Here is a 22,964-nt window from a genome sequence, read left to right as displayed (position 1 = left end):
ATTCGTCGACAGGGAGGGTTTCGATGGCACGCATCGGAGAGAGCGCCGACCTGCTCAAGTGCTCGTTCTGCGGAAAGAGCCAGAAGCAGGTGCAGCAGCTCATCGCCGGACCCGGCGTCTACATCTGCGACGAGTGCGTGGAGCTCTGCAACGAGATCATCGAGGAGCGCCTCGCCGAGGCCGGCGAGACCGAGGTCGGCGAGTTCGAACTGCCCAAGCCGAAAGAGATCTTCGGCTACCTCGAGGAATATGTCATCGGCCAGGAGGCCGCGAAGAAGGCACTCGCCGTCGCGGTCTACAACCACTACAAGCGCGTTCGCGCTCGCACGGCACTCACGTCGGCAGACGCCCGTGACGATGTCGAGCTCTCGAAGTCCAACATCCTGCTCATCGGCCCCACGGGCTGCGGCAAGACCTATCTCGCGCAGACGCTCGCGAAGCAGCTGAACGTGCCGTTCGCCGTCGCCGACGCCACCGCGTTGACCGAGGCCGGGTACGTCGGCGAAGACGTCGAGAACATCCTGCTGAAGCTGATCCAGGCCGCCGACTTCGACGTGAAGCGCGCCGAGACCGGCATCATCTACATCGACGAGGTCGACAAGATCGCCCGCAAGGCCGAGAACCCGTCGATCACGCGCGATGTCTCCGGCGAGGGCGTGCAGCAGGCGCTGCTCAAGATCCTCGAGGGCACGGTCGCATCCGTGCCGCCGCAAGGCGGCCGCAAGCACCCGCACCAGGAGTTCATCCAGATCGACACGACGAACGTGCTGTTCATCGTGGCCGGCGCCTTCGCCGGGCTCGAGGACATCATCTCGTCGCGAGCCGGCAAGCGCGGCATCGGCTTCGGCGCACCGCTGCACAACAAAGAAGACGAAGCCGACATCTTCAGCGAGGTCCTCCCCGAAGACCTCCACAAGTTCGGCCTCATCCCCGAGTTCATCGGCCGTCTTCCCGTCGTCGCGACGGTGACGCCGCTCGACCGCGAGGCGCTCATGGAGATCCTCACGGTGCCGCGCAACGCACTCGTGCGCCAGTACCAGCGCATGTTCGAACTCGACGGCGTCGAGCTCGACTTCGAAGAGGAGGCGCTGCAGGCGATCGCCGACCTCGCGGTGCTGCGGCAGACCGGCGCCCGCGGGCTCCGCGCCATCATGGAGGAGGTGCTCGGGCCGATCATGTTCGAAGTGCCGTCCTCCACCGGCGTCGCCCGTGTCGTCGTCACGAAGGCCGCGGTGCTCGACAACGCCGCGCCCACGATCGTGCCGCACGCCAAGCAGCGTCGCACCGAGAAGTCGGCATAGCCCGGGCCGAGAGCGAGCGCCGCCCATCTTCCACACCGTCGTCGCGGGCGTCATCGCGGCCATCACCGGATTCGCGAGCTCGTTCGCCCTGGTGATCGCGGGGCTCGTCGCCGTCGGTGCGACCGAGACGCAGGCAGCCTCGGGGCTGTTCGCCCTCTGCATCGCGACGGGTCTCCTCTGCATCGTGCTGCCGCTCGTCACGCGCATGCCGGTGTCGTTCGCCTGGTCCACGCCCGGTGCGGCGCTCCTCGTCGCCGCGGCAGCGACCACGCAGCAGTTCGCCGCCGCGATCGGCGCGTTCATCGTGTGCGGCGTGCTCATCGTGCTCGCCGGCCTCTGGCCCGCGCTCGGCAGGGCGATCACGAGCATCCCGAAGCCGATCGCGAGCGCGATGCTCGCCGGCATCCTCTTCCCGATCTGCGTCGCACCGGTGTTCGCGGCGGTCGAGCAGCCGGCGATCGCGGTGCCCATGGTGCTCGTGTGGCTGCTCCTCGCGCGCCTCGCTCCGCGCTGGGCGGTGCCCGCGGCGATGCTCGTCGCGGTGATCGGCATCGCCGTGCTCGCGGGGCCCGCGGTGATCGCGAGTGAGGCCGTGCGACCGCAGCTGCAGTTCGTGGCTCCCGTCTTCGACCCGTTCGTGATCGTGAGCCTCGGCCTCCCGCTCTTCATCGTGACGATGGCCGGGCAGAACGTGCCGGGCTTCGCCGTGATGTCGACGTTCGGCTATCGCCTGGCACCGAGGCCGGTGCTCATCGCCTCGGGAGCCGCCTCGGTCGGCGCGGCGTTCGCCGGCGGCCACGCGCTGAACCTCGCCGCGATCACCGCGGCGATCATGGCGAGCCCCGAGTCGAACCCCGACCCGCGCAGGCGCTGGGTCGCGACGTTCACCTCGGGCATCGTCTACCTCGTGCTGGGAGCCGGCGCAGGTCTCGCCGCCGCCGTGGTTCAGGCGTCGCCGCCGATCATCATCACCGCCGTCGCAGGACTCGCACTGCTCGGCGCCATGGTCACCGCGTTGACCGGCGCGCTCGAAGACCCGCGTCAGCGCATCACGGCGATCGGCACGTTCCTCGTGACCGCGTCAGGGGTCGCCGTGGTCGGCATCGGTTCCGCATTCTGGGGTCTCGTCGTGGGCGGGGTGCTCATGCTCTGGTTGGGGCGTGACGGGTCCGCCCCAGTCGCGACGGCACCCGCCTCAGCGGCCGCAGCGCCGCACTCAGGCGACGGCGAGCACGATCGAGACACGGAACCCGCGTAGTCAGTCGAAGACGCGCACGAGCTCCCAGCGGTCGTCGCGGCGGCGCACGTCGAACACGTGCGTCTCGCCGTCGTCTGCGCTCGCCTGGAATCGCCAACCGGTGATCTGCAGCGGGGGGCGCCCGGGTGACACGTCGTAGCGAGCCACCGGAGTCCACCAGTCGCACGGGCCCACGAGGGTCGTCGGCGTATCGCTCACCCGGAACCGACGCGCCCGCCACACCAGTCGCTCGGGGCGGCCGTCGTCGCTGGTCCACAGCTCGACGTACTCCTGCACGAGCGACATGGGCACCTCACCGATTCGAATGTATGTTCGATGGTATCACCGGGCGACGGCATGCGAAACGCCGCCGTGCGCGATGCACGGCGGCGTTCGACGGGTGGGGTGCGGCTCAGGCCAGGTCGTCGTCGGTGCGGGCCCCGAAGACGATCTCGTCCCAACTCGGCATCGACGCGCGGCCCTTCTTGGCGCCCCCACGGGCGCCGGGGCTCGAGACGCCCTTGCCGCCCCAGATGCTGCGCGCGGCGGTGCCGGGCTTCTCCTCGGGCTGTTCGGACTCTGGGGTCTCCTGCACGGGCGCCGCGGCGGGTGCCGCCTGCGGGCGCTCGGGTTCGCTGCCCGCGGCCTCGCGTTCGCCGCGTCGGCGGCGCAGAGCCTCGAGCAGGTCGGCGGTCTCGCCGAGCGTCTGCTTCGGTTCATCCGCTCGCTTGATCGCAGCGCGTGCCACCGCGGGGCTCGAGGCCTGCGGCGTGCGCGCGTACGGAAGCGGTTCGAGGTGGGGTGCCGTGTCGAAGTCGCCGTGCTCGGGCTCTTCGAACGTGAAGGCGCCGCTGTCGAAGCGGGACTCCTCCGACTCGGGGCCGACGGCGCGGAGGCGGGGGATGAGCCCGCCCTTCATCTCGCCCTGCTGCGAGAGCGTGATCGCCTCGGAATTCAGCGGCTGCAGTGCCTGCTTCCGGGGCTCGAAGCTCCAGCGGGCGTCGTGGTCGATGGTCTCGGCGGTGAACTCGAGCTTGATGATCCAGCCGCGTTCCTCGTCCTTCCAGCTCGCCCAGCGTTCGCCGTGGGCGCCGAGCTGCGCGAGCCGCTCGCGGATGACGCCGCCGAACGACGGCGGCTCGTCGGCCGGGTCGGTCTCGGTGGTGACGTGAACGGGCACCGCGAGTGCCGAGGTGACCATGTGTTCGCGCTCAGCGAGCACCGGGCCCTCGAAGCGGCGGATGTAGTCGATCGACGCGCCGGTGACCTGCGCGACTTCTTCGGCCGACATTCCTGCACGAATGTGCGCCTGCACCTCGCGGGGCGAGGGTTTCGGTCCGACGTGCTGCTCGGGTTGCGCCTGACGGATGCGGGATTGCAGCACCTCGTCGATCTCGATTCGGAAGCGCGCTCCATCGTCGGAAGCGGCGAGCAGCGCGCCGTTCTCGACTCCGATTACCTTGAGTTCTTGCATCGCGACAAGCCCTTCCGTGCTTTCGTCTCCGCCCAAGGATGCCACGTCCGCATGTGTGCTCGTGGGAATAGGGCGGGCGCGCCGGAAGTTGAGCACTGAGCACCTGTGCAAACGCTGCAAAAGTGGTTTGCTAACCGCACCGATTTGATGCAGACTATGGCCGCCGAATCATCGGCGATGAAGAAATGGATGGGAATGGCAACGGATTACGACGCACCGAGGAAGACCGAAGACGACTCCGAGTCGATCGAGGCCCTCAAGGAGCGCGTCCCCGACAAGATGTCGGGCGTAGTGGATGTCGATGACGCCGATAACCCCGGCGGGTTCGACCTCGCTGGTGCCGATCTCTCCGACGTCGAACTCGACGTCGTGGTGCTTCCGCCGCAAGCCGACGAGTTCACCTGCGTGAACTGCTTCCTCGTGAAGCACCGTTCGCAGATGGACCACGAGACGAAGCTCGGACCGATCTGCTTGGAGTGCGCGTCCTAGACGCCAGGCTCGGTACGTTCAGGCCGTCGCGATCCATTGATCGCGGCGGCCAGTTCTTTCGGATGACGCGTCGAGACCAGCCAGTACGGCGTCGGGTCCGACGGGTCGGTGATCGGCACCCGCACGACGGGCTGCACCCAGCCGCGGATCACGAGGAACGCCCGTGCGTCGAGGCCCGTGCCGCGTTCGGCGCGAGCCGCGGCATCCGTCGCACCGGTCGCGACGCCGGTGTCCGCCAGCGCGATCGATGCGCGACCAGCACGGAGGCGGCCGTCGGCCACCTCGATGACGGGGGCCGTGAAGCTGAGCGCCGCGACCGTCGCTCCGTAGAGGATCACGCCGGTCGCGATGCCGGCGGGCATCGAGACGGGCGCCAGCACCAGGATGCTGGACGGGATCAGCAGCAGGCTGACGATGTAGATCCACGGCGTCGGCCAGAGTTTCTCGCGGTAGTCGGGCATGGCTCTATTCGACCAGACTTCTGCACTACCCTCGAACAGTGACCGATTCCGTCGATGTGCTGATCACCGCAGACCGCGTGCCGAACTACGCCCATCCGGGCGACGCGGGCGCCGATCTCCACGCTTCCGAGGCCGTCGTGCTCGGTCCGGGTGAGCGGGCCACGGTGGGCACCGGCGTCGCGATCGCGCTGCCCGACGGCTACGTCGGCTTCGTCGTGCCGCGCTCGGGCCTCGCCTTCAAGCACGGCATCACGATCGTCAACGCACCCGGCACCATCGATGCCGGCTACCGCGGTGAGATCAAGGTCGCACTGTTGAACACCGACGCCCGCGAGGAGCACGCGATCGAGGTCGGCGACCGCATCGCCCAGATCATCGTGATGCCGGTGAGTCGCGCTCGATTCGTCGAGGTCGAGCGGCTGCCCGGCAGTCTGCGCGGCGAGGCAGGATTCGGCTCCACCGGCTTCGGGGAGCACAAGTCAGGAGTGAACGCGTGAGCGACATCGAAACCAGCGGCGACATCCCCGCCGAGCAGCCCAAGTCGGCCCCCGAAGACCGCGCCGAAGCGGGTCCCTTCGACGAGGCCGAGGCGAACCCGGTTCGCCCGTACGTCGATCTCGGCGGAGTGAAGGTGCTGCCGCGCGACGGACTCCACCTCCGACTCGAGGTCGAGGAGGGCACGAAGCGCGTCGTCGCGATCGGCCTCGACTACGCGAACTCGACCCTGCAGGTGCAGCCGTTCGCCGCGCCGCGCTCGAGCGGTCTCTGGCACGAGATCCGCGCGCAGATCGCCGACCAGATCGCCCGTCAGGGCGGCACGACCACCGTGCGCGAAGGCTCGTTCGGGCCCGAACTGCTGGCGCAGATCCCCGTCGCGGCGGGTGAGGGTCAGCCCGGCCAGATGCGCCTCGCGCGCTTCATCGGCGTCGACGGACCGCGCTGGTTCCTCCGCGGCGTCATCGCCGGCGAGGCCGCCGTCGACCCGGCTGCGGCGGCGAAGGTCGAAGACCTGTTCCGCTCGATCGTCGTGGTGCGCGGCAGCACGCCGATGCCGCCGCGCGACCTCATTCCGCTGCGCATGCCCGCGTCCTCCGCGGGTGCGCCCACGGTGTGACCGCGATGACGAACGCCGACGGTCCGTCGAGCGCCGGCGACGGCGAGCGAGCGGATGGCGCGGCTGAACACCCGGCCGAGACGGACGGTGCCCCCGGCACGGCCGACTCGACCGCCACGGCAGGCGAGTTCGGTCGGCAGTTCGCCGCTGCCGCGGAGAAGAGCGGTCTCGGTGCGCTCGCGCGCGACGAGAAGCTGAGCGGTCGCGACCTCCTCACCGCGGTCGGCGGGGTGCGGGGCATCCTCGAGGCGTTGCTGCCCGGCCTCGTGTTCCTCATCGTCTACAGCGGACTCACGAGCTTCGCCGGTCAGGACCCGCAGGCGGCCCTCGTACCCGCGCTCGTCGCATCCGTCGGCCTCGCGGTGATCTTCACGGTCGCCCGCCTCGTCGTGAAGGGCCAGCCGACCCAGGCCATCGCCGGCCTCATCGGTGTGCTCGCCTCGGCGGCGCTGGCGCTCTGGTCGGGCGACGCGCGCGACAACTACGTGATCGGCTTCTACACGAACGCCGCCTACGCGCTCGGGCTGACCGTCTCGCTGCTCGTCGGCTGGCCCGCGATCGGCCTGATCGTCGGATTCCTCATGGGCGACGGCGTCGCGTGGAAGCAGGACAAGCGCAAGTACCGGGCCGCCCAGTTCCTCACGCTCGTCTGGATCGGGCTGTTCGTCGCGCGTCTCGCGGTGCAGCTGCCGTTCTATCTCGCGAACAACGTCGAGGCGCTCGGCGCCACGCGCCTGATCATGGGCGTGCCGCTCTACGCGCTCGTGCTCGTGTTCTCGTGGCTCGTCGTACGGGCGATCTACCCGTCATCCGCTCGCTCCGGCGAGTGATAGAGTTATCTCGACGTCAAGATAAATCCGCACACCGTGCGAGGCCTGTCGGCGGGCGAGTGGCTTAGGTTACCCTTGCTGGAACAGCCCCATGTCTGACGGAGAAGATGGAGTGCCGCCTGCATGTCCGGCGGCACCCGCGAAGGAGAGGACATCGTGTCTGCAGTGAACAGTTTCGGGGCGAAGGACACGCTCCGCGTCGGTGATGAGTCCTACGAGATCTTCCGACTCGACACCGTGCCGGGCCATGAGAAGCTTCCGTTCAGCCTGAAGGTGCTGCTCGAGAACCTCCTGCGCACCGAAGACGGCAAGAACGTCACCAAGGAGCAGATCGAGGCGCTCGGCTCCTGGGTTCCCACCGCAGAGCCCGACACCGAGATCCAGTTCACGCCGGCGCGCGTGGTCATGCAGGACTTCACCGGCGTTCCCTGCATCGTCGACCTCGCCACCATGCGCGAGGCGGTCGTCGCCCTCGGCGGCGACCCCAACAAGATCAACCCGCTCGCTCCCGCAGAGATGGTCATCGACCACTCGGTGATCGCCGACCTCTTCGGCACCGAGAACGCGCTCGAGCGCAACGTCGAGATCGAGTACGAGCGCAACGGCGAGCGTTACCAGTTCCTCCGCTGGGGCCAGACCGCGTTCGACGACTTCAAGGTCGTGCCGCCGGGCACCGGCATCGTGCACCAGGTCAACATCGAGCACCTCGCGAAGGTCACGTTCACCCGCGAGGTCGGGGGAGTCCTCCGCGCCTACCCCGACACCTGCGTCGGCACCGACTCGCACACCACCATGGTCAACGGCCTCGGCGTGCTGGGCTGGGGCGTCGGCGGCATCGAGGCAGAGGCGGCCATGCTCGGCCAGCCCGTCTCGATGCTCATCCCCAAGGTCGTCGGCTTCAAGCTCTCGGGCGAGATCCCCACGGGCGTCACCGCGACCGACGTCGTGCTCACGATCACCGACATGCTCCGCAAGCACGGCGTGGTCGGCAAGTTCGTCGAGTTCTACGGCTCGGGCGTGGCATCCGTGCCGCTCGCCAACCGCGCCACCATCGGCAACATGAGCCCCGAGTTCGGCTCGACCGCGGCCATGTTCCCCATCGACGACGTCACCCTCGACTACCTGCGCCTCACCGGCCGCAGCGACGAGCAGATCGCCCTCGTCGAGGCGTACTCCAAGGTCCAGAAGCTCTGGCACGACGCCGACACCGAGCCCGAGTTCAGCGAGTACATGGAGCTCGACCTCTCGACCGTCGTCCCCTCGATCGCCGGCCCGAAGCGTCCGCAAGACCGCATCGAGCTCTCCGAGTCCAAGAGCGCCTTCGAGAAGGACCTGCTGAACTACGCGACGGTCGACCACGACCTCGTCGACCTCGAGGGCGCGGAGTCCTTCCCGGCATCCGACCCGCCCGGAAACTCGCCCGAAGACGAGTACAGCCACCACGAGCACCACCACAAGAGCCACGCTCCGGCGACGGCCTCGAAGCCGACGGATGTCACGCTCGGCACCGGTGAGCAGTTCGTGCTCGACCACGGCGCCGTCGCGATCGCGGCGATCACCTCGTGCACGAACACCTCGAACCCGTCGGTCATGCTCGCTGCGGGCCTGCTCGCGCGCAATGCGGCGAAGAAGGGCCTGAAGGTCAAGCCGTGGGTCAAGACCACCCTGGCTCCGGGCTCGAAGGTCGTCACCGACTACTACGAGAAGGCCGGCCTCACCGACGACCTCGAGGCCCTCGGCTTCTACACGGTCGGCTACGGCTGCACCACCTGCATCGGCAACTCGGGCCCGCTGCTCGACGAGATCTCGGCCGCGGTCAACGACTCCGACCTCGCCGTCACCGCGGTGCTCTCGGGCAACCGCAACTTCGAGGGTCGCATCAACCCCGACGTGAAGATGAACTACCTCGCGAGCCCGCCGCTCGTGATCGCGTACGCTCTCGCCGGTTCGATGAACTTCGACTTCGAGGTCGACTCGCTCGGCAAGGACACCGACGGCAACGACGTCTTCCTGAAGGACATCTGGCCCGACGCCGCCGAGGTGCAGCACACGATCGACACCTCGATCAACAAGGACATGTTCGTCACGCAGTACGCCGGTGTGTTCGACGGCGACGAGCGCTGGCGCTCGCTCGAGACGCCGACCGGCGCGACCTTCGAGTGGGACGCGCAGTCGACGTACGTGCGCAAGCCCCCGTACTTCGACGGCATGACCATGGAGACCACGCCGGTCTCCGACATCGTCGGCGCCCGCGTGCTCGCCAAGCTCGGCGACTCGGTCACGACCGACCACATCAGCCCGGCCGGTTCGATCAAGGCCGACAGCCCGGCCGGTCACTACCTGACCGAGCACGGCGTCGACCGCAAGGACTTCAACTCCTACGGCTCGCGTCGCGGCAACCACGAGATCATGATCCGTGGCACGTTCGCGAACATCCGCCTGAAGAACCAGCTCCTCGACGGCGTCGAGGGCGGGTACACGCGCGACTTCACGCAGGCCGACGCGCCCCAGTCGTTCATCTACGACGCGAGCCAGAACTACCAGGCTCAGGGCACCCCGCTCGTCATCTTCGGCGGCAAGGAGTACGGCTCCGGCTCGTCGCGCGACTGGGCGGCCAAGGGCACGAGCCTGCTCGGCGTCAAGGCCGTCATCACCGAGAGCTTCGAGCGCATCCACCGCTCGAACCTCATCGGCATGGGCGTGGTGCCGTTGCAGTTCCCCGCAGGCGAGAGCTGGGCATCGCTCGGCCTCGACGGCACCGAGGTCGTCTCGATCTCGGGTCTCGAGCAGCTGAACGAGGGCGTCACGCCGAAGACCGTGCATGTCGTGGCCACGCCGAGCGAGCACTCCGCCGCCGGCAAGGCGACCGTCGAGTTCGACGCGGTCGTCCGCATCGACACGCCGGGTGAGGCGGACTACTACCGCAATGGCGGCATCCTGCAGTACGTGCTGCGTTCGCTCGTCTAAACGCTCGCAAGAGATTCGGGGGCGGTCGGCTTGGTGCCGATCGCCCTCTTGTCTGCCCTGCTTCGCAGGAAGCCCGGCGTAGACTCGTTCCGTTCGGCGGCACCTGCCCGCGACCCTCCGGAGGCAAGACGCATGACCCTGCTCGAGACCATTTCGGGACCTCGTGATCTCGACGCGCTGAGTCCCGAACAGCTCGACCAGCTGGCGCGCGAGATCCGCGAGTACCTCGTGGCGTCGGTGTCGAAGACCGGTGGCCACCTCGGCCCGAACCTCGGCGTCGTCGAGATGACGATCGCCATCCACCGCGTCTTCGAGTCGCCGCGCGACGCGATCGTCTTCGACACCGGGCACCAGTCGTATGTGCACAAGCTCCTGACGGGCCGACGCGACCTCTCCACCATCCGCAAGACAGGTGGTCTCGCCGGGTATCCGCAGCGCTCCGAGTCCGAGCACGACATCGTCGAGAGCTCGCACGCGTCGAGTTCGCTGTCCTGGGCCGACGGCATCTCCAAGGCCTTCGAGATGACCGGTCAAGACGATCGCCACGTGGTCGCGGTCGTCGGCGACGGGGCGCTCACGGGCGGCATGACGTGGGAGGCGCTCAACAACATCTCCGACGACAACACGCGCAAGCTCATCGTGGTCGTCAACGACAACGGTCGCTCGTACGCACCCACGATCGGAGGCATGGCGCGGTTCCTCAACACCGTGCGCACGAAGCAGACCTACCGCAACCTGCACCTCTCGAGTCGACGCGCGTTCGACCGTCTCGGCGCTCCGGCCAGCGCGTTCTACCGCGGCGTCCGCGGCGGCCTGCACGGCTTCCTCAGCCGCTTCACCGACAATGAGGCGCTCTACTCGAACCTCGACATCAAGTACATCGGCCCGATCGACGGTCACGACGAGCGCGCCATGGAGTCCGCGCTCCGCCAGGCCAAGGCCTATGGCGCCCCTGTCATCGTGCACGCGATCACCGACAAGGGGCGGGGCTACGAGCCTGCCCTGCGCGACGCGGCCGATCAGTTTCACGCGGTGGGCCAGATCGACCCCGAGACCGGTGAATCCCTCGAGACCGCCTCGGCGCCGTCGTGGACGAGCGTCTTCGCCGATGAGCTCGTGCATCTCGCCGAGAGCAACGAGCGGCTCGTCGGCATCACCGCGGCGATGCTCCGCCCCACCGGGCTGCACCGCATGGCCGAACGGTTCCCGAGCCGGGTCTTCGACGTCGGCATCGCCGAACAGCACGCCGCGACATCCGCTGCCGGGCTCGCCTTCGGCGGGCTGCACCCGGTGGTCGCCGTGTACGCGACATTCATGAACCGCGCCTTCGACCAGGTGCTCATGGACGTCGCATTGCACAAGGCGGGCGTGACCTTCGTGCTCGACCGCGCCGGTGTCACCGGCCCCGACGGCCCGAGCCACCACGGTGTGTGGGACCTCTCGATCCTGCAGGTCGTGCCTGGCATCCGCATCGCCGCACCGCGCGACTCGGTGCGCCTCGTCGAAGAGCTCGGCGAGGCCGTGGCGGTCGACGACGCGCCGACCGTCATCCGCTTCCCGAAGGGCACCGTCGGCGTCGACTTCGACGCCGTGCGGCGCACCGCCGACGGCGTCGACGTGCTCGCCGAGTCCGAGCGCAAAGACGTGCTCATCATCACGGTCGGCCCGATGGCCGAGACCGGTCTTCAGGTGGCCGAGCGCCTCGAGGCGCAGGGCATCGGCGCCACCGTGGTCGACCCCCGCTGGGTCGTTCCGGTGCCGCGCAGCATCATCGACCTGGCGGCCGCGCACCGCATCGTCGTCAGCATCGAAGACGGCATCCGGGTCGGCGGCATCGGCACGCGCATCCGCCAAGACCTTCGCGAGGCGGGCGTCGACACGGCGGTGACCGAGCTCGGCCTGCCCGACGAGTTCCTCGACCACGGCTCGCGCTCCGACATCCTCGAGCGAGTGGGGCTCACCCCGCAGCACATCGCACGCGACGTCACTGCCATGGTGCTCGGCTCGAAGCTGCCGCACGCCCGCGGTGCCGGCGCCGAAGCGGGCGTTTCGACCGACACGAGCCCGCAGCCGCGCGTCTGACGATCTCCCGACGTCAACCCGTTCGGTAGACGTGCTCGACCGCGCCGTTCGGGAACGGCGTCGTTCGGACGAGCGTGAAGCGCGGGGTCGCCGTTGCGACTGGCAGGAGCGGTCTGCCACGGCCGAGTGCCACCGGCATGTACGTGACGAGCAGTTCGTCGAGCCGTTCCACCTCGAGGAACTCGGCGGCGATCGGTCCGCCGCCGACGATCCAGACGTTCCGCTCGCCGGCCTCCGCTCGTGCGGCGTCGGCGATCGGGAGGACGTCGCCGGACCTGGATCGCAACCAACCGAGCCCATGATGTTCGTCGGCGATGAATCCGTCGAGGCTCGAAGCGACGGAGTACTGGAACTTCGTCATGCTCCGAGCAGAGAGAAACGGCCCCCGGCATGCCGGGGGCCGTTTCTGTGAGGTGGCTTCGAGGCTACGCGCCCACACCCGTGATGGTCGGGTGGTGGAACGTGTCGCCGAAGACGCGCTCGGACGCGCCGACCCGGTCGAGGTACGGCGTCAGGCCGCCCATCTGGAACGGGAAGCCGGCGCCGAGCACCATGCAGAGGTCGATGTCCTCTGCAGCCGCCACGACACCACCGTCGAGCATGAGGCGCACCTCACGGGCGAGGCCGTCTTGCAGGGCCACGAGGATCTCGTCGGCCGAGCGGGGGTTCTTACCGCCGGCGACGATCTTCAGGGCGCCCTTGTCGAAGCCCTTGACCTTGCCCTTGTCGTCCTTGTCGAGCAGCTTGCCGTAGTCGGCGAGCTTGTGCAGGTTCTCGCTGCGGTAGAACCGGTCGGGGAACGCAGCGTGGTGGGTGTCGAGCACGTGCGCCCCGACCTTCAGGCCCACGAGGTCGAGCAGCACCGAAGGTGCCATGGGCAGGCCGAGCGGGGCGATCGCCTCGTCGACGGTCTGGAACGAGGTGCCCTCGTCGACGGCCCGCATCGCCTCGCCGAGCAGCACGGCGAGGAGCCGGTTGACGACGAACCCGGGGGTGTCTGCCGTGATGACCGCGTTCTTGCGCAGGTTCTTCGCGGTGACCATGGCGGTCGACAGCGTCGCCTCATCGGTGTGCGGCGTCTTCACGACCTCGATCAGCGGCATGACCGCGACCGGGGTGAAGAAGTGGAAGCCCACCAGGCGCTCGGGGTGCGCGAGCTTCGCGCCGATCTGCTCGACCGACAGCGACGAGGTGTTCGTGGCGAGCACGGCCTCGGGCGAGATGAACTGCTCCACCTCGGCGAAGACGTTCTGCTTGATCTCGAGTTCTTCGAAGACGGCCTCGATGACCCAGTCGCAGTCGGCGAAGTCGGCCTTCTCGGTGGTGCCCGTGACGAGCGCCTTCAGGCGGTTCGCCTCATCGGGGGAGATGCGGCCCTTCTCGAGGAGCTTGTCGATCTCTTCGCCGATGTAGGCGACGCCCTTGTCGACGCGTGCCTGGTCGATGTCGGTGATGACCACCGGCACCCGCAGGCGGCGCACGAACAGCAGGGCGAGCTGGCTCGCCATGTAGCCGGCCCCGAGGACGCCGACCTTGGTGACCTTCTTCGCGATCGCCTTGTCGGGCGCACCGGCGGGGCGCTTCGCGCGCTTCTGCACGAGGTTGAAGGCGTAGATCGAGGCCTGCAGCTGATCGCCGACGATGAGCTCGGAGAGCACGTCGTCTTCGCGCTCGAAGCCCTCGGCCTTCGTGCCGCTCTTGGCGGCCCTCATGAGGTCGAGCGCCGCGTACGGCGACTTCGGCACCGAGCCGATGCGGCTCTTCAGCATCTTCGTGGCGATCGCGATCGCGGCATCCCACTTCACGAGGCGCTCGACCTTGCCGGGCTCGTTCGGGCGCTTCACCTTGATGCGGCCCGAGATGACGCCGTCGGCCCACTTGATCGAGTCCTCGAGGAACGCGACCGAGTCGAACTTCGCGTCGGCGATGCCGAGCTCCATCACGTCGTCGGCCTTCATCGTGCGGTTCTGCTTCAGCGGGTTCTCGATGACGACCTTGAGGGCGTTCTCGATGCCGATCAGGTTCGGCAGCAGGTAGGCGCCGCCCCAACCGGGGATGAGGCCGAGGAAGACCTCGGGCAGGGCGACTGCGGGCACCGAGGCATCCACCGTGCGGTAGTCGGCGTTCAGTGCGATCTCGAGGCCGCCGCCGAGGGCGAGGCCGTTGATGAACACGAACGACGGCACACCGAGCTCGGAGGCCTTGCCGAGCGCGAAGTGGCCGAGCTGGCCCATCTTGCGGGCGGTCTCGCGGTCGGGGATCTCGGCGACCTTCGACAGGTCGGCGCCCGCAGCGAGGATGAACGGCTTGCCCGTGATCGCCACGGCGTGGATCTCGCCTGCTGCAGCGCGCGCCTTCAGCTCGTCGAGGGTCTTCGCGTACTCGAGCAGCGACACCGGACCGAGGGTGTTCGGGCGGGTGTGGTCGCGGCCGTTGTCGAGCGTGACGAGGGCGAGCGTCTTGCCGCCCGAGATCGGCACGTCGCGCACGAAGGAGTGCGTGACGACCTCGTCGTCGGAGAGGGCGGCGAGCGAGTCGAAGTCGATCTTCGTGTAGTCGGTCATCAGGCCTTCTTCGCCTTCTTGTCGTAGTTCGGGTTCTCCCAGACCATGGTGCCGCCCTGGCCGAGGCCGACGCACATGCTGGTGATGCCGTAGCGCACGTCGGGGCGCTCGGTGAACTGGCTCGCGAGCTGGTTCATGAGGCGCACGCCCGAGGAGGCGAGGGGGTGGCCGACCGCGATCGCACCGCCCCACGGGTTGACACGGGGGTCTTCGTCGGCGATGCCGTAGTGGTCCATGAACGAGAGCACCTGCACGGCGAACGCCTCGTTCATCTCGAAGATGCCGATGTCGTCGATCGAGAGGCCCGCCTTGCGCAGCGCCTTCTCGGTGGCGGGGATCGGGCCGATGCCCATGATCTCGGGGTCGACGCCGGCGAAGGCGTAGCTGACGAGTTTCATCTTCGGCGACAGGCCGAACTCCTTCGCGGCAGCACCCGAGGCGAGGATCGCGGCGGTCGCGCCGTCGTTGAGGCCCGAGGCGTTGCCGGCCGTGATGCGGCCGTGCGGGCGGAACGGCGTCTTCAGGGCGGCGAGGCCCTCGAGCGTCGTCTCGGGGCGCATGACCTCGTCGCGCGTGGCGAGGCCCCAGCCCTGCTCGGTGCGGATCGCGACGGGCACGAGGTCCTGCTGGATCTTGCCCGCGGCGTAGGCCGCTGCGGTCTTCTGCTGGCTCGCGAGGGCGAAGCGGTCGCTGCGCTCCTTCGTGAGCTGCGGGAACCGGTCGTGGATGCGCTCGGCGGTCGCGCCCATCACGAGGGCGTCTTCGCCGACGAGGCGCTCGCTCAGGAATCGCGGGTTGGGGTCGACGCCCGAGCCCATGGGGTGGTGCCCCATGTGCTCGACGCCGCCGGCGATGGCGAGGTCGTACATGCCGAAGCCGATCGAGCCCGACATCATCGCGGCGGCCGTCATGGCGCCTGCGCACATGCGGTCGATCGAGAAGCCGGGAACGGTCTTCGGGAGTCCGGCGAGGATCGCGGCCGTGCGGCCGAGGGTGAGACCCTGGTCGCCGGTCTGGGTCGTCGCGGCGATGGCGACGTCGTCGATGCGGTCCTTCGGGATGTTCGGGTTGCGCTCGAGGAGTCCGACGATCGCCTTCACGACGAGGTCATCGGCCCGGGTGTTCCAGTACATGCCCTTGTCGCCGGCCTTGCCGAACGGGGTGCGGACCCCGTCGACGAATACGACTTCAGCTTGATCAGCCACGCTGCAGCTCACTTTCGGTCAGGATGCTTCGATCCTACGAACGCCGCTGCGGAGGCGCTGAATCGCTTGACGGAATCTACGAAGCGTCGGAGGTGGCGTCTTCGACGGATTGTGCCGCCTCGACAAATGCAACAGCGATTCTCTGTGAGGTTGCGGCAACCTGCCACTCGCGTGCACCGAGCGCCCGAAGCGCCTCGCCGATGGCCTCAGCCGTCGTCTCCGCGGGCGGCGTCCAGGCCACCCGGCGCAGGTGATCGGGCGTGAGCAGGTTCTCGACGGGCATGTTCATCTGCTCGGCGACCTCGGTCACGGCGGCCTTCGCGAGCCTGAGGCGCGCGTCGGCTTCGGGATGCCTCGCAGCCCAGGCGCGCGGCGGGGGAGGAGCGTCGCTCGGCACCCGCACCTGCGGCAGGTCGGTCGTCGCGAGCCCGCGCTCCACGGCTCCCCACCAGCGGTCGAGCTCGGTGCGGCTCGCACGGCCGTTGAACTCGCGGAGGTCGGCGAGGGCGCGCCGGGTCGACGGCAGCGTTCGGGCGACGGCGAGGAGCGAGGCATCCGGAACCAGGCGGCCGGGCGCGACATCGAGCTCGGTCGCGAGCGCGTCACGTGAGAGCCAGAGCTCGCGGGCCACCGCGAGGTTGCGGGGGCTGCGCATGGCGTGGATGCCGGAGAGGCGTCGCCACGGCTCGGCCGCAGGCGGCTTCGCGGCGCGGTGCAGCACGGCGTCGAACTCCTCTGCCGCGAGCTCGGCCTTGCCGTCCTCCTCGAGGCGTGCGCCGAGTCGCTCGCGCACGTCGACGAGCAGCTCGACGTCGAGGGCCGCGTACTTCAGCCACGACTGCGGCAGCGGCCTCGTCGACCAGTCGGAGGCCGAGTGCTCCTTGGCGAGCTTGATGTCGAGCAGTTCCTCGACGACCGAAGCCAGGCCGACCCGCGGCATGCCGAGGAGCCGCGCCGCGAGCTCGGTGTCGAAGATGCGCTCGGGGTCGAGGCCGACCTCGCGGAGGCACGCGAGGTCTTGGCTCGCCGCGTGCAGCACCCACTCCTCGGAGCGGATGGCGTCCTGCAGGGCCGAGAAGTCGGGGATCTGCGGCGGATCGAAGAGGAACGTGCCCGAACCGCGCCGGAACATCTGGATCAGATACGCCCGCTGCGAGTAGCGGAATCCGCTCGCCCGCTCGGCGTCGACTGCGATCGGACCCTCGCCGTCGCGGAGTCGCCTCACCGCCTCATCGAAGGCGGCGGGGGTCTCGATCACCTGGAATTCATCCACGGTTCGTCCTCCGACGGGGCAGGGGAGTCACCCCTTCTGATCGGGGCGGCAGTCCTGCGAGCATGCACAACAACTCTGCCCAGCCTTCCACATGCGGGCCGATGGCCGAGTCGAGCGGCGTCCACGAGGCGCGCAGTTCGATCTGCGCGCCGTCGCCCTGCCGGGCGAGTTCGCCGAAACCGGTGGAGAGGATCTTCGTCGCCGTGCCGGAAGCGGCGATGTAGCGCGCGCCTCGTGCATCGAGGGCGTCGACGAGCCACGACCACGCGACGTCGGCGAGGAACGGGTCGAGGCCGATGTCGGTCTCGAGGGGCGCCTGCGCGAAGCACACGATGCGGAAACGACCGCCCCATGCCTCGGGCTCGCTCTCGTCGTGCAGCAGCACGAACCGCCCGGTTCCGAGCTCGGAGTCGTCATGTCGGCTCGGGGTGACATCGGCCGAGAGGGCGACGGCGTTCGGCGCCAACGAGCCAGGAGCCGGAATCTCCGAGATGCGCAGCTCCGTTCTGGGAGAGGCGGCCCTGAGCGACGCGAGGGCGGCCTCGAACTCGGGTGGAAGCGGAGGCGCTGAGTCGGGCACGAGTGCAGACTAGAGTCTCGGATACTGGGGACGTCGGCGGCACGCCGCGCCACCGGCACACGGTGACTGCTTCGGGAGGAAACGGATGCGTCGAAAGCGCGGTGCAGGGGCCACGGCGGCGATCGCGGCAGGTGCCGTCGGGCTCATCGCCGTGACGATCGGGGCGGCGACCGCCGCCACTGCGGTGTTCTTCGCCCGCAAGGTGGTGACCCCGCCCGAGAAGCGCGAAGAAGACGTGCGCATCACGCGTGTCGACCTCGCCGCGGGCGAGATCACGCTGGTCGCCTCGGAGGAGACGCGCATGCGCGGCCGCTACGGACTCTGGTTCGACCACGACGCGGGTCACGCCAGGCTCGGCGACGTCATCGACGACGGCGAGCGCGAGGTGCGGCGCAGCATCGATTCCGTCGACTTCGGCCGCCTCGACCGGGCGACGCGCGGCCGCATCAACGGCTGGTACCACCTCGGCCCCTGGGAGCTCGAGCTGCCGTACGACAACGCCGTCATCGAGACCGAGCTCGGCCCTGCGCCGGCATGGGTCATCAGGTCGGCGGATGACTCGGCGCGCTGGGTCATCCAGGTCCACGGTCGTGGCGCGAAGCGACCCGAAGCACTGCGCGCCGTGCCGCCCGCGTACGACGCGGGATGGAACTCGCTGCTGATCTCGTATCGCAATGACGGCGATGCTCCCGAGAGCGAAGACCGCAGGTACGGTCTCGGCGGCACCGAGTGGGCCGACGTGGTCGCCGCGACCCGGTTCGCCGTCGAGCACGGCGCCGAGGAGATCGTGCTCATGGGCTGGTCGATGGGCGGCGCGATCTCGCTGCAGGCGGTGCTGCGCTCGGCAGAGGTGCGCGAGCGACTCGTCGGCGTGATGCTCGATTCGCCGGCCATCGACTGGGCCGACATCCTCCGCTTCCAAGGGCAGCTGTACAACCTGCCGCCCGAGCTCGGCGACCTCGTGGTGCGGGTGCTCGGCGGACCGCTCGGCAGCGGGCTCACCGGCATCGGCGCGCCGATCGACGTCGAGGAACTCGATCCGATCGCCCGGGCCGACGAGTTCGACGTGCCGATGCTGCTCATGCACAGCGTCGACGACGGCTTCGTGCCGATCGACGGATCGAGCCGTTTCGCGGCCGCCCGCCCGGACCTGATCGAGTTCGAGGTGTTCGAGGGCGCGCGACACACGAAGCTCTGGAATGCCGAGCCCGAGCGATGGACGGGACTCGTGCGGTCGTGGCTGGAGCGCCGCACCGAGAGCGCAGCCCGTATGGGTGACGAGGCGCAGATCGCGGGCTGACCGGCAGTCGCCGCGAACCCTACGCGGCGACCCGCTCGCGGACCTGCCGCTTGATACGGCCGAGCATGCCGGTCATGCCGCGCACCCGGAGCGGGGAGACCGCCTCGCCGAGCCCGAGCGACTGCGGGTAGTCGGCGGGCACGTCGAGCACCTCGTCGGTGGTCAACCCGTCGAGTCCCTGCACGAGGATCGAGGCGAAGCCGCGAGTGGTCGGCGACTCGACCGGCGCGGTCGCGAACAGGTGCACTCGCCCGCCTGCGACCTCGACGAAGATGAAGACCGGCGACTGGCACTCCTCGACCCGTTCGAACAGGTCGGGATGGTCGGCGTAGCGCTCGGGCAGCTCGGGCAGTTCGTTCGAGAACTCGAGCAGCAGTTGCAGGCGGTCGCGCACGCCGAGGGCGAGGAAGTCGTCGCGGGTCTCGGCGAGTCGTGCGGGCAGGGTCGTCGCGTTCATCGGGATCCATTCTCCCATGTCGTGCAGCGGCCCCGCCCCTCGCGGCGTCAGCGAGCGGGCGCCTCGCCTCGCGCGGCGCCGGTGACGATCGGCACACGCACGGCGCTGCCCCACTCGGTCCACGAGCCGTCGTAGTTGCGCACCTTCTCGAAGCCGAGCAGGTGGTTCAGCACGAACCAGGTGTGGCTCGAACGCTCGCCGATGCGGCAGTAGGCGATGATGTCGTCGCCGTCGGCGAGGCCGACCTCGTCGCGGTAGATCGCGTCGAGCTCGGCGCGGGACTTGAACGTGCCGTCTGCGGCCGCGGCGCGGGCCCAGGGCACGGATGCCGCGGTCGGGATGTGCCCCGCACGCAGTGCGCCTTCCTCGGGGTAGGCGGGCGCGGTCGTGCGTTCACCGCTGTACTCCTCTGGGGAGCGCACGTCGACGAGCGGGTTGCCGAAGTGCGCGAGCACGTCGTCCTTGTAGGCGCGCACGACGCGGTCGTCGCGCTCGACCACGGGGTACTCGACCGGCGTCACCTCGGGAGCGGCCGTCGTCAGCTCGCGGCCCTCGGCGATCCAGAGGTCGCGGCCGCCGTCGAGCAGGCGCACATCCTCGTGGCCGAAGAGCGTGAAGACCCAGAGCGCGTACGCGGCCCACCAGTTGTTCTTGTCGCCGTAGATCACGACGGTGGTGTCGCGGGCGATGCCCTTCGAGCCGGCGAGGGCGGCGAACTGCTCGCCGTTCACGTAGTCGCGCACGACGGGGTCGTTGAGGTCGAGGTGCCAGTCGATCTTCACGGCGCCGGGGATGTGCCCGGTCTCGTAGAGCAGCACGTCTTCGTCGGATTCGACGACGACCAGCCCCGGTTCACCGAGGTGCTCGGCGAGCCATTCGGTGGTGACGAGACGCTCGGGGTGCGCGTACTCGGCGAGCTTCTCAGCGGCGTCGAACTCGGCGGACATGGGGTACCTCCTGGGATCGCCTGGTCGGCGGGGTGTTCGAGGGGAGCGGACTAGGCTGATCACCTGTCCACCACGAATCTACGCGGCGTACGGGGCGAAGTCACAAGCCCTGTCATCCGATGCAACAGATGCACACCGGGAGCTCCTCCAGCATGACCACGGCATCGAGCCAGCCACTCATCCGTCTCGTCGAGAGGAACCCGTCGATCTCGGGGGCCGAGATCGCCGCGGAGCTGTCGCCGCCGCCGCAGTTCGAGCACGCGTCGTTCGAGTCGTACCGGCCCGACCCCGACTTCCCGTCGCAGCAGGCCGCACTCGATCGTCTGAAGGAGTTCGCCGGTGCGTGGCGTGCGGCGCAGCGCCCCGGCGGGTTCTTCTCCCGCAAGCGCCCCGCGCGCATCGAGCTGCCCGGTGTCTATCTCGACGGCGGCTTCGGCGTCGGCAAGACCCACCTGCTCGCCGCGCTCTGGCACGTGGCGCACGGCCCGAAGTACTTCGGCACGTTCATCGAGTACACCGCGCTCGTCGGCGCGCTCGGCTACCAGCCGGCGGTCGAGCTGCTGCGCGGTGCGAAGCTCATCTGCATCGACGAGTTCGAGCTCGACGACCCGGGCGACACGATGCTCATGACGCGGTTCCTCGGCGAGCTCATGGCCGGCGGCACCCGGGTCGCGGCGACGTCGAACACGCCCCCGAACGCGCTCGGCGAGGGCCGGTTCGCGGCCTCCGACTTCCTTCGCGAGATCCACGCCCTCTCGTCGAACTTCGAGACCCTCCGCATCGACGGTCTCGACTACCGCCGTCGCGACACCGAGGGGCACGCCGAATCGCTCGCGGGCGATGCCGACGTCGCACGCACGGCCGCGGCCCTCGCCGAGCGCGGGCACCGCATCTCGCTCGACGGCTTCGACGACCTCGTCGCGCACCTCGCGACCGTGCACCCGTCGAAGTACGTGAAGCTCGTTGCAGGTCTCGAGTTCATCGCCCTCGAGGGCGTGCATGAGCTCACCGACCAGAACGCGGCGCTGCGCCTCGTCGCCTTCATCGACCGCGTCTACGACGCCGAGGTGCCGATCATCGCGAGCGGCCTGCCGCTCGACGAGGTCTTCGGCGGCGACATGATGTCGGGCGGCTACCGCAAGAAGTACCTTCGGGCGATGTCGCGCATGATCGCGCTGACCACGGGCGAGCTGCCCCCGCACGACTGAATCCAGCAGACCGAGCGATTCACATCGCTTGAGCGGCGCTCGGAAACGTGCTGTTTACCTGCGGACCCCGCACGTAACAGACGCGAAACAGTAGACGGTCCCGCTCGAAACGTCCTCTCGTGAAACTTGGCGACACAGGTTCCCCCGCCTGTATTCCTGAGAGAGGTTCGAGATGGATCAAGGCAACACCGCGTTCCTGTTGATCATGGCGGCCCTGGTGCTGCTCATGACCCCCGGACTCGCATTCTTCTACGGCGGGCTCGTCAAGGCGAAGAGCGTCATCAGCATGATGATGATGAGCTTCGGTGCGATCGGCCTGATCGGCGTCCTCTGGGTGCTGTACGGCTACGCCATCGCATTCCCCGGTGCTGAGGGTCTCGTCGCCCCCTGGTCCATCGACTGGTCGGCCATCGGCCTGACGAGCCTGCTCGAGACGCCCGAGGGCGCCGCCTACCCGCCGCTCGCCTTCGTGGCCTTCCAGGCGACGTTCGCGATCATCACGGTCGCGCTCATCTCCGGCGCCATCGCCGACCGCGCGAAGTTCGGCGCCTGGATGATCTTCGCCGCGATCTGGGCGACGATCGTCTACTTCCCGGTCGCGAGCTGGGTGTTCAACTTCGGCCTCGCCGACGACGGCTCGTTCGCCTACGGCGGCTGGACGACGTTCGGCATGCAGGAGGCCTTCGGCGTCGGCGTCATCGACTTCGCCGGTGGCACCGCGGTGCACATCAACGCGGGCGCAGCGGCCCTCGCCCTGGCGCTCGTGCTGGGCAAGCGCGTCGGCTTCTCGAAGGGCGCCCACGTTCCGCACAACCCGCCGTTCGTACTGCTCGGCGCAGGCCTCCTCTGGTTCGGCTGGTTCGGCTTCAACGCGGGCTCCGAGCTCGCCGCCGACGGCACTGCGGCGCTCGCATGGGTCAACACCCTGGCAGCACCGGCCGCTGCGCTGCTGGCCTGGCTCCTCGTCGAGAAGATCAAGGACGGCAAGCCCACGTCGGTGGGCGCGGCATCCGGTGCGGTGGCCGGCCTCGTGGCCATCACCCCCGCGTGCGCGTCGCTGACGCCCGGTTGGGCGATCGTGCTCGGCCTCATCGCCGGAGCGGTCTGCGCCCTCGCGATCGACCTGAAGTTCAAGTTCGGCTTCGACGACTCGCTCGACGTCGTGGGCATCCACCTCGTCGGCGGCCTCATCGGAACGCTGTACCTCGGCTTCTTCGCGAACAACACCGGCCTGATCTACAGCGGCGACCCGACCCAGCTGATGGTGCAGGCCATCGCCGCCTTCACGGTGCTCGCCTACTCGTTCGTGCTCGCCTTCATCATCGGCACGATCATCCAGAAGACGATGGGCTTCCGGGTGACCAACGAAGACGAGATCGCGGGCGTCGACACCGTGGTCCACGGCGAAGACGCGTACAAGCTCGAGACCGTCTGAATCTGACGGAATCACCGCGAGGGCGGTGGGGTAGTGTGCC

At 68.9% G+C, this 22,964-nt stretch carries 21 protein-coding genes; 11 read left to right on the top strand and 10 right to left on the bottom strand.

Translation table 11 applies throughout. From position 1 onward, the window contains the following. The first annotated feature begins 23 nt into the window (after positions 1-23). Together clpX and BJY17_RS04865 are read left to right on the top strand one after the other, a co-directional pair. Complete coding sequence (gene clpX, locus BJY17_RS04870; RefSeq protein ID WP_179550362.1) at positions 24-1,301, top strand: ATP-dependent Clp protease ATP-binding subunit ClpX; 1,278 nt, start codon at positions 24-26, stop codon at positions 1,299-1,301. 25 nt (positions 1,302-1,326) lie between these two features. Continuing rightward, positions 1,327-2,559 (top strand): benzoate/H(+) symporter BenE family transporter, encoded by a 1,233-nt coding sequence (locus tag BJY17_RS04865; RefSeq protein WP_179552720.1) that lies wholly within the window; start codon positions 1,327-1,329, stop codon positions 2,557-2,559. Here BJY17_RS04865 and BJY17_RS04860 read toward each other — a convergent pair whose 3' ends face one another. Beyond that, positions 2,560-2,844, bottom strand: a complete 285-nt coding sequence (locus tag BJY17_RS04860) for a hypothetical protein (RefSeq protein WP_179552719.1) — start codon at positions 2,842-2,844, stop codon at positions 2,560-2,562. It lies immediately after the preceding gene. Between the two features lie 106 nt (positions 2,845-2,950). Next, positions 2,951-4,012: a septation protein SepH gene (gene sepH / locus BJY17_RS04855; RefSeq protein WP_179550361.1), complete on the bottom strand. Its 1,062-nt coding sequence runs from the start codon at positions 4,010-4,012 to the stop codon at positions 2,951-2,953. A gap of 195 nt (positions 4,013-4,207) precedes the next feature. Here sepH and BJY17_RS04850 point away from each other — a divergent pair, with 195 nt between their 5' ends. Continuing rightward, a complete protein-coding gene (locus tag BJY17_RS04850) occupies positions 4,208-4,501 on the top strand; it encodes a DUF4193 domain-containing protein (protein WP_056009399.1) in 294 nt (97 codons plus the stop codon). On the opposite strand, the gene BJY17_RS04845 is transcribed toward BJY17_RS04850, so the two are convergent. Further along, positions 4,498-4,962, bottom strand: a complete 465-nt coding sequence (locus BJY17_RS04845; RefSeq protein ID WP_179550360.1) for a DUF3093 domain-containing protein — start codon at positions 4,960-4,962, stop codon at positions 4,498-4,500. The genes BJY17_RS04850 and BJY17_RS04845 overlap by 4 nt on opposite strands. Positions 4,963-5,000: 38 nt before the next feature. Here BJY17_RS04845 and dut point away from each other — a divergent pair, with 38 nt between their 5' ends. The 5 genes from dut (at position 5,001) to dxs (ending at position 11,955) form a co-directional block, all read left to right on the top strand. Further along, a complete protein-coding gene (gene dut / locus BJY17_RS04840) occupies positions 5,001-5,459 on the top strand; it encodes a dUTP diphosphatase (RefSeq protein ID WP_179550359.1) in 459 nt (152 codons plus the stop codon). Beyond that, the gene (locus tag BJY17_RS04835; protein ID WP_322789750.1) at positions 5,456-6,076 is read left to right on the top strand and encodes a DUF3710 domain-containing protein; all 621 of its coding nucleotides are present in this window, start codon (positions 5,456-5,458) and stop codon (positions 6,074-6,076) included. The genes dut and BJY17_RS04835 overlap by 4 nt, the downstream gene beginning before the upstream one ends. Before the next feature lie 5 nt (positions 6,077-6,081). Then, entirely contained in the window at positions 6,082-6,906 is an 825-nt protein-coding gene (locus BJY17_RS04830) for a DUF3159 domain-containing protein (protein ID WP_179550358.1), read from the top strand. Positions 6,907-7,062: 156 nt separating this feature from the next. Further along, positions 7,063-9,873, top strand: coding sequence for an aconitate hydratase AcnA (gene acnA / locus BJY17_RS04825; protein ID WP_322789749.1), 2,811 nt, complete (start codon positions 7,063-7,065; stop codon positions 9,871-9,873). A 132-nt stretch (positions 9,874-10,005) separates the two neighbouring features. Next, positions 10,006-11,955: a 1-deoxy-D-xylulose-5-phosphate synthase gene (gene dxs / locus BJY17_RS04820; RefSeq protein WP_179550356.1), complete on the top strand. Its 1,950-nt coding sequence runs from the start codon at positions 10,006-10,008 to the stop codon at positions 11,953-11,955. Positions 11,956-11,968: 13 nt separating this feature from the next. Here dxs and BJY17_RS04815 read toward each other — a convergent pair whose 3' ends face one another. The 5 genes from BJY17_RS04815 to BJY17_RS04795 all read right to left on the bottom strand — a co-directional run bounded on the left by BJY17_RS04815 (position 11,969) and on the right by BJY17_RS04795 (position 17,577). Further along, entirely contained in the window at positions 11,969-12,316 is a 348-nt protein-coding gene (locus BJY17_RS04815; protein ID WP_179550355.1) for a dihydrofolate reductase family protein, read from the bottom strand. Between the two features lie 64 nt (positions 12,317-12,380). Beyond that, positions 12,381-14,519 (bottom strand): 3-hydroxyacyl-CoA dehydrogenase NAD-binding domain-containing protein, encoded by a 2,139-nt coding sequence (locus tag BJY17_RS04810; protein WP_179550354.1) that lies wholly within the window; start codon positions 14,517-14,519, stop codon positions 12,381-12,383. Then, on the bottom strand, positions 14,519-15,724 hold the full coding sequence (locus tag BJY17_RS04805; protein ID WP_179550353.1) for a thiolase family protein: 1,206 nt from the start codon (positions 15,722-15,724) through the stop codon (positions 14,519-14,521). The genes BJY17_RS04810 and BJY17_RS04805 overlap by 1 nt, the downstream gene beginning before the upstream one ends. Positions 15,725-15,800: 76 nt before the next feature. Then, complete coding sequence (locus BJY17_RS04800; RefSeq protein WP_179550352.1) at positions 15,801-16,997, bottom strand: ribonuclease D; 1,197 nt, start codon at positions 16,995-16,997, stop codon at positions 15,801-15,803. Further along, the gene (locus tag BJY17_RS04795; RefSeq protein WP_179550351.1) at positions 16,990-17,577 is read right to left on the bottom strand and encodes a DUF3000 domain-containing protein; all 588 of its coding nucleotides are present in this window, start codon (positions 17,575-17,577) and stop codon (positions 16,990-16,992) included. Before BJY17_RS04795 ends, BJY17_RS04800 begins: the two co-directional genes overlap by 8 nt. A gap of 85 nt (positions 17,578-17,662) precedes the next feature. Here BJY17_RS04795 and BJY17_RS04790 point away from each other — a divergent pair, with 85 nt between their 5' ends. Then, entirely contained in the window at positions 17,663-18,877 is a 1,215-nt protein-coding gene (locus BJY17_RS04790; protein ID WP_179550350.1) for an alpha/beta hydrolase family protein, read from the top strand. A gap of 19 nt (positions 18,878-18,896) precedes the next feature. Here the strand turns inward: BJY17_RS04790 and BJY17_RS04785 are convergent, their stop codons facing one another. Further along, positions 18,897-19,334 carry a SufE family protein gene (locus BJY17_RS04785; RefSeq protein ID WP_179550349.1) on the bottom strand — a complete coding sequence of 146 codons (438 nt, stop codon included), beginning with the start codon at positions 19,332-19,334 and terminating at the stop codon, positions 18,897-18,899. A 47-nt stretch (positions 19,335-19,381) separates the two neighbouring features. Next, a complete protein-coding gene (locus BJY17_RS04780; RefSeq protein WP_179550348.1) occupies positions 19,382-20,281 on the bottom strand; it encodes a sulfurtransferase in 900 nt (299 codons plus the stop codon). Positions 20,282-20,433: 152 nt separating this feature from the next. Here BJY17_RS04780 and zapE point away from each other — a divergent pair, with 152 nt between their 5' ends. Then, on the top strand, positions 20,434-21,489 hold the full coding sequence (gene zapE, locus BJY17_RS04775) for a cell division protein ZapE (protein ID WP_179550347.1): 1,056 nt from the start codon (positions 20,434-20,436) through the stop codon (positions 21,487-21,489). Positions 21,490-21,661: 172 nt separating this feature from the next. Continuing rightward, on the top strand, positions 21,662-22,924 hold the full coding sequence (locus tag BJY17_RS04770; protein WP_179550346.1) for an ammonium transporter: 1,263 nt from the start codon (positions 21,662-21,664) through the stop codon (positions 22,922-22,924). Positions 22,925-22,964: the final 40 nt, after the last annotated feature.

Source organism: Agromyces hippuratus, assembly GCF_013410355.1.
Lineage (GTDB): Bacteria > Actinomycetota > Actinomycetes > Actinomycetales > Microbacteriaceae > Agromyces > Agromyces hippuratus.
The sequence above is the reverse complement of the archived record's forward strand: the minus strand, read 5'-3'. Positions and strand labels throughout refer to the sequence as shown.

Bases quoted from the DNA above. Each gene is read 5' to 3' on its own strand.
- clpX (WP_179550362.1), top strand. From the start codon at position 24: ATGGCACGCATCGGAGAGAGCGCCGACCTGCTCAAGTGCTCGTTCTGC.
- BJY17_RS04860 (WP_179552719.1), bottom strand. From the start codon at position 2,844: ATGTCGCTCGTGCAGGAGTACGTCGAGCTGTGGACCAGCGACGACGGC.
- sepH (WP_179550361.1), bottom strand. From the start codon at position 4,012: ATGCAAGAACTCAAGGTAATCGGAGTCGAGAACGGCGCGCTGCTCGCC.
- BJY17_RS04850 (WP_056009399.1), top strand. From the start codon at position 4,208: ATGGCAACGGATTACGACGCACCGAGGAAGACCGAAGACGACTCCGAG.
- BJY17_RS04845 (WP_179550360.1), bottom strand. From the start codon at position 4,962: ATGCCCGACTACCGCGAGAAACTCTGGCCGACGCCGTGGATCTACATC.
- BJY17_RS04830 (WP_179550358.1), top strand. From the start codon at position 6,082: ATGACGAACGCCGACGGTCCGTCGAGCGCCGGCGACGGCGAGCGAGCG.
- dxs (WP_179550356.1), top strand. From the start codon at position 10,006: ATGACCCTGCTCGAGACCATTTCGGGACCTCGTGATCTCGACGCGCTG.
- BJY17_RS04815 (WP_179550355.1), bottom strand. From the start codon at position 12,316: ATGACGAAGTTCCAGTACTCCGTCGCTTCGAGCCTCGACGGATTCATC.
- BJY17_RS04810 (WP_179550354.1), bottom strand. From the start codon at position 14,519: ATGACCGACTACACGAAGATCGACTTCGACTCGCTCGCCGCCCTCTCC.
- BJY17_RS04790 (WP_179550350.1), top strand. From the start codon at position 17,663: ATGCGTCGAAAGCGCGGTGCAGGGGCCACGGCGGCGATCGCGGCAGGT.
- BJY17_RS04785 (WP_179550349.1), bottom strand. From the start codon at position 19,334: ATGAACGCGACGACCCTGCCCGCACGACTCGCCGAGACCCGCGACGAC.
- BJY17_RS04780 (WP_179550348.1), bottom strand. From the start codon at position 20,281: ATGTCCGCCGAGTTCGACGCCGCTGAGAAGCTCGCCGAGTACGCGCAC.
- zapE (WP_179550347.1), top strand. From the start codon at position 20,434: ATGACCACGGCATCGAGCCAGCCACTCATCCGTCTCGTCGAGAGGAAC.
- BJY17_RS04770 (WP_179550346.1), top strand. From the start codon at position 21,662: ATGGATCAAGGCAACACCGCGTTCCTGTTGATCATGGCGGCCCTGGTG.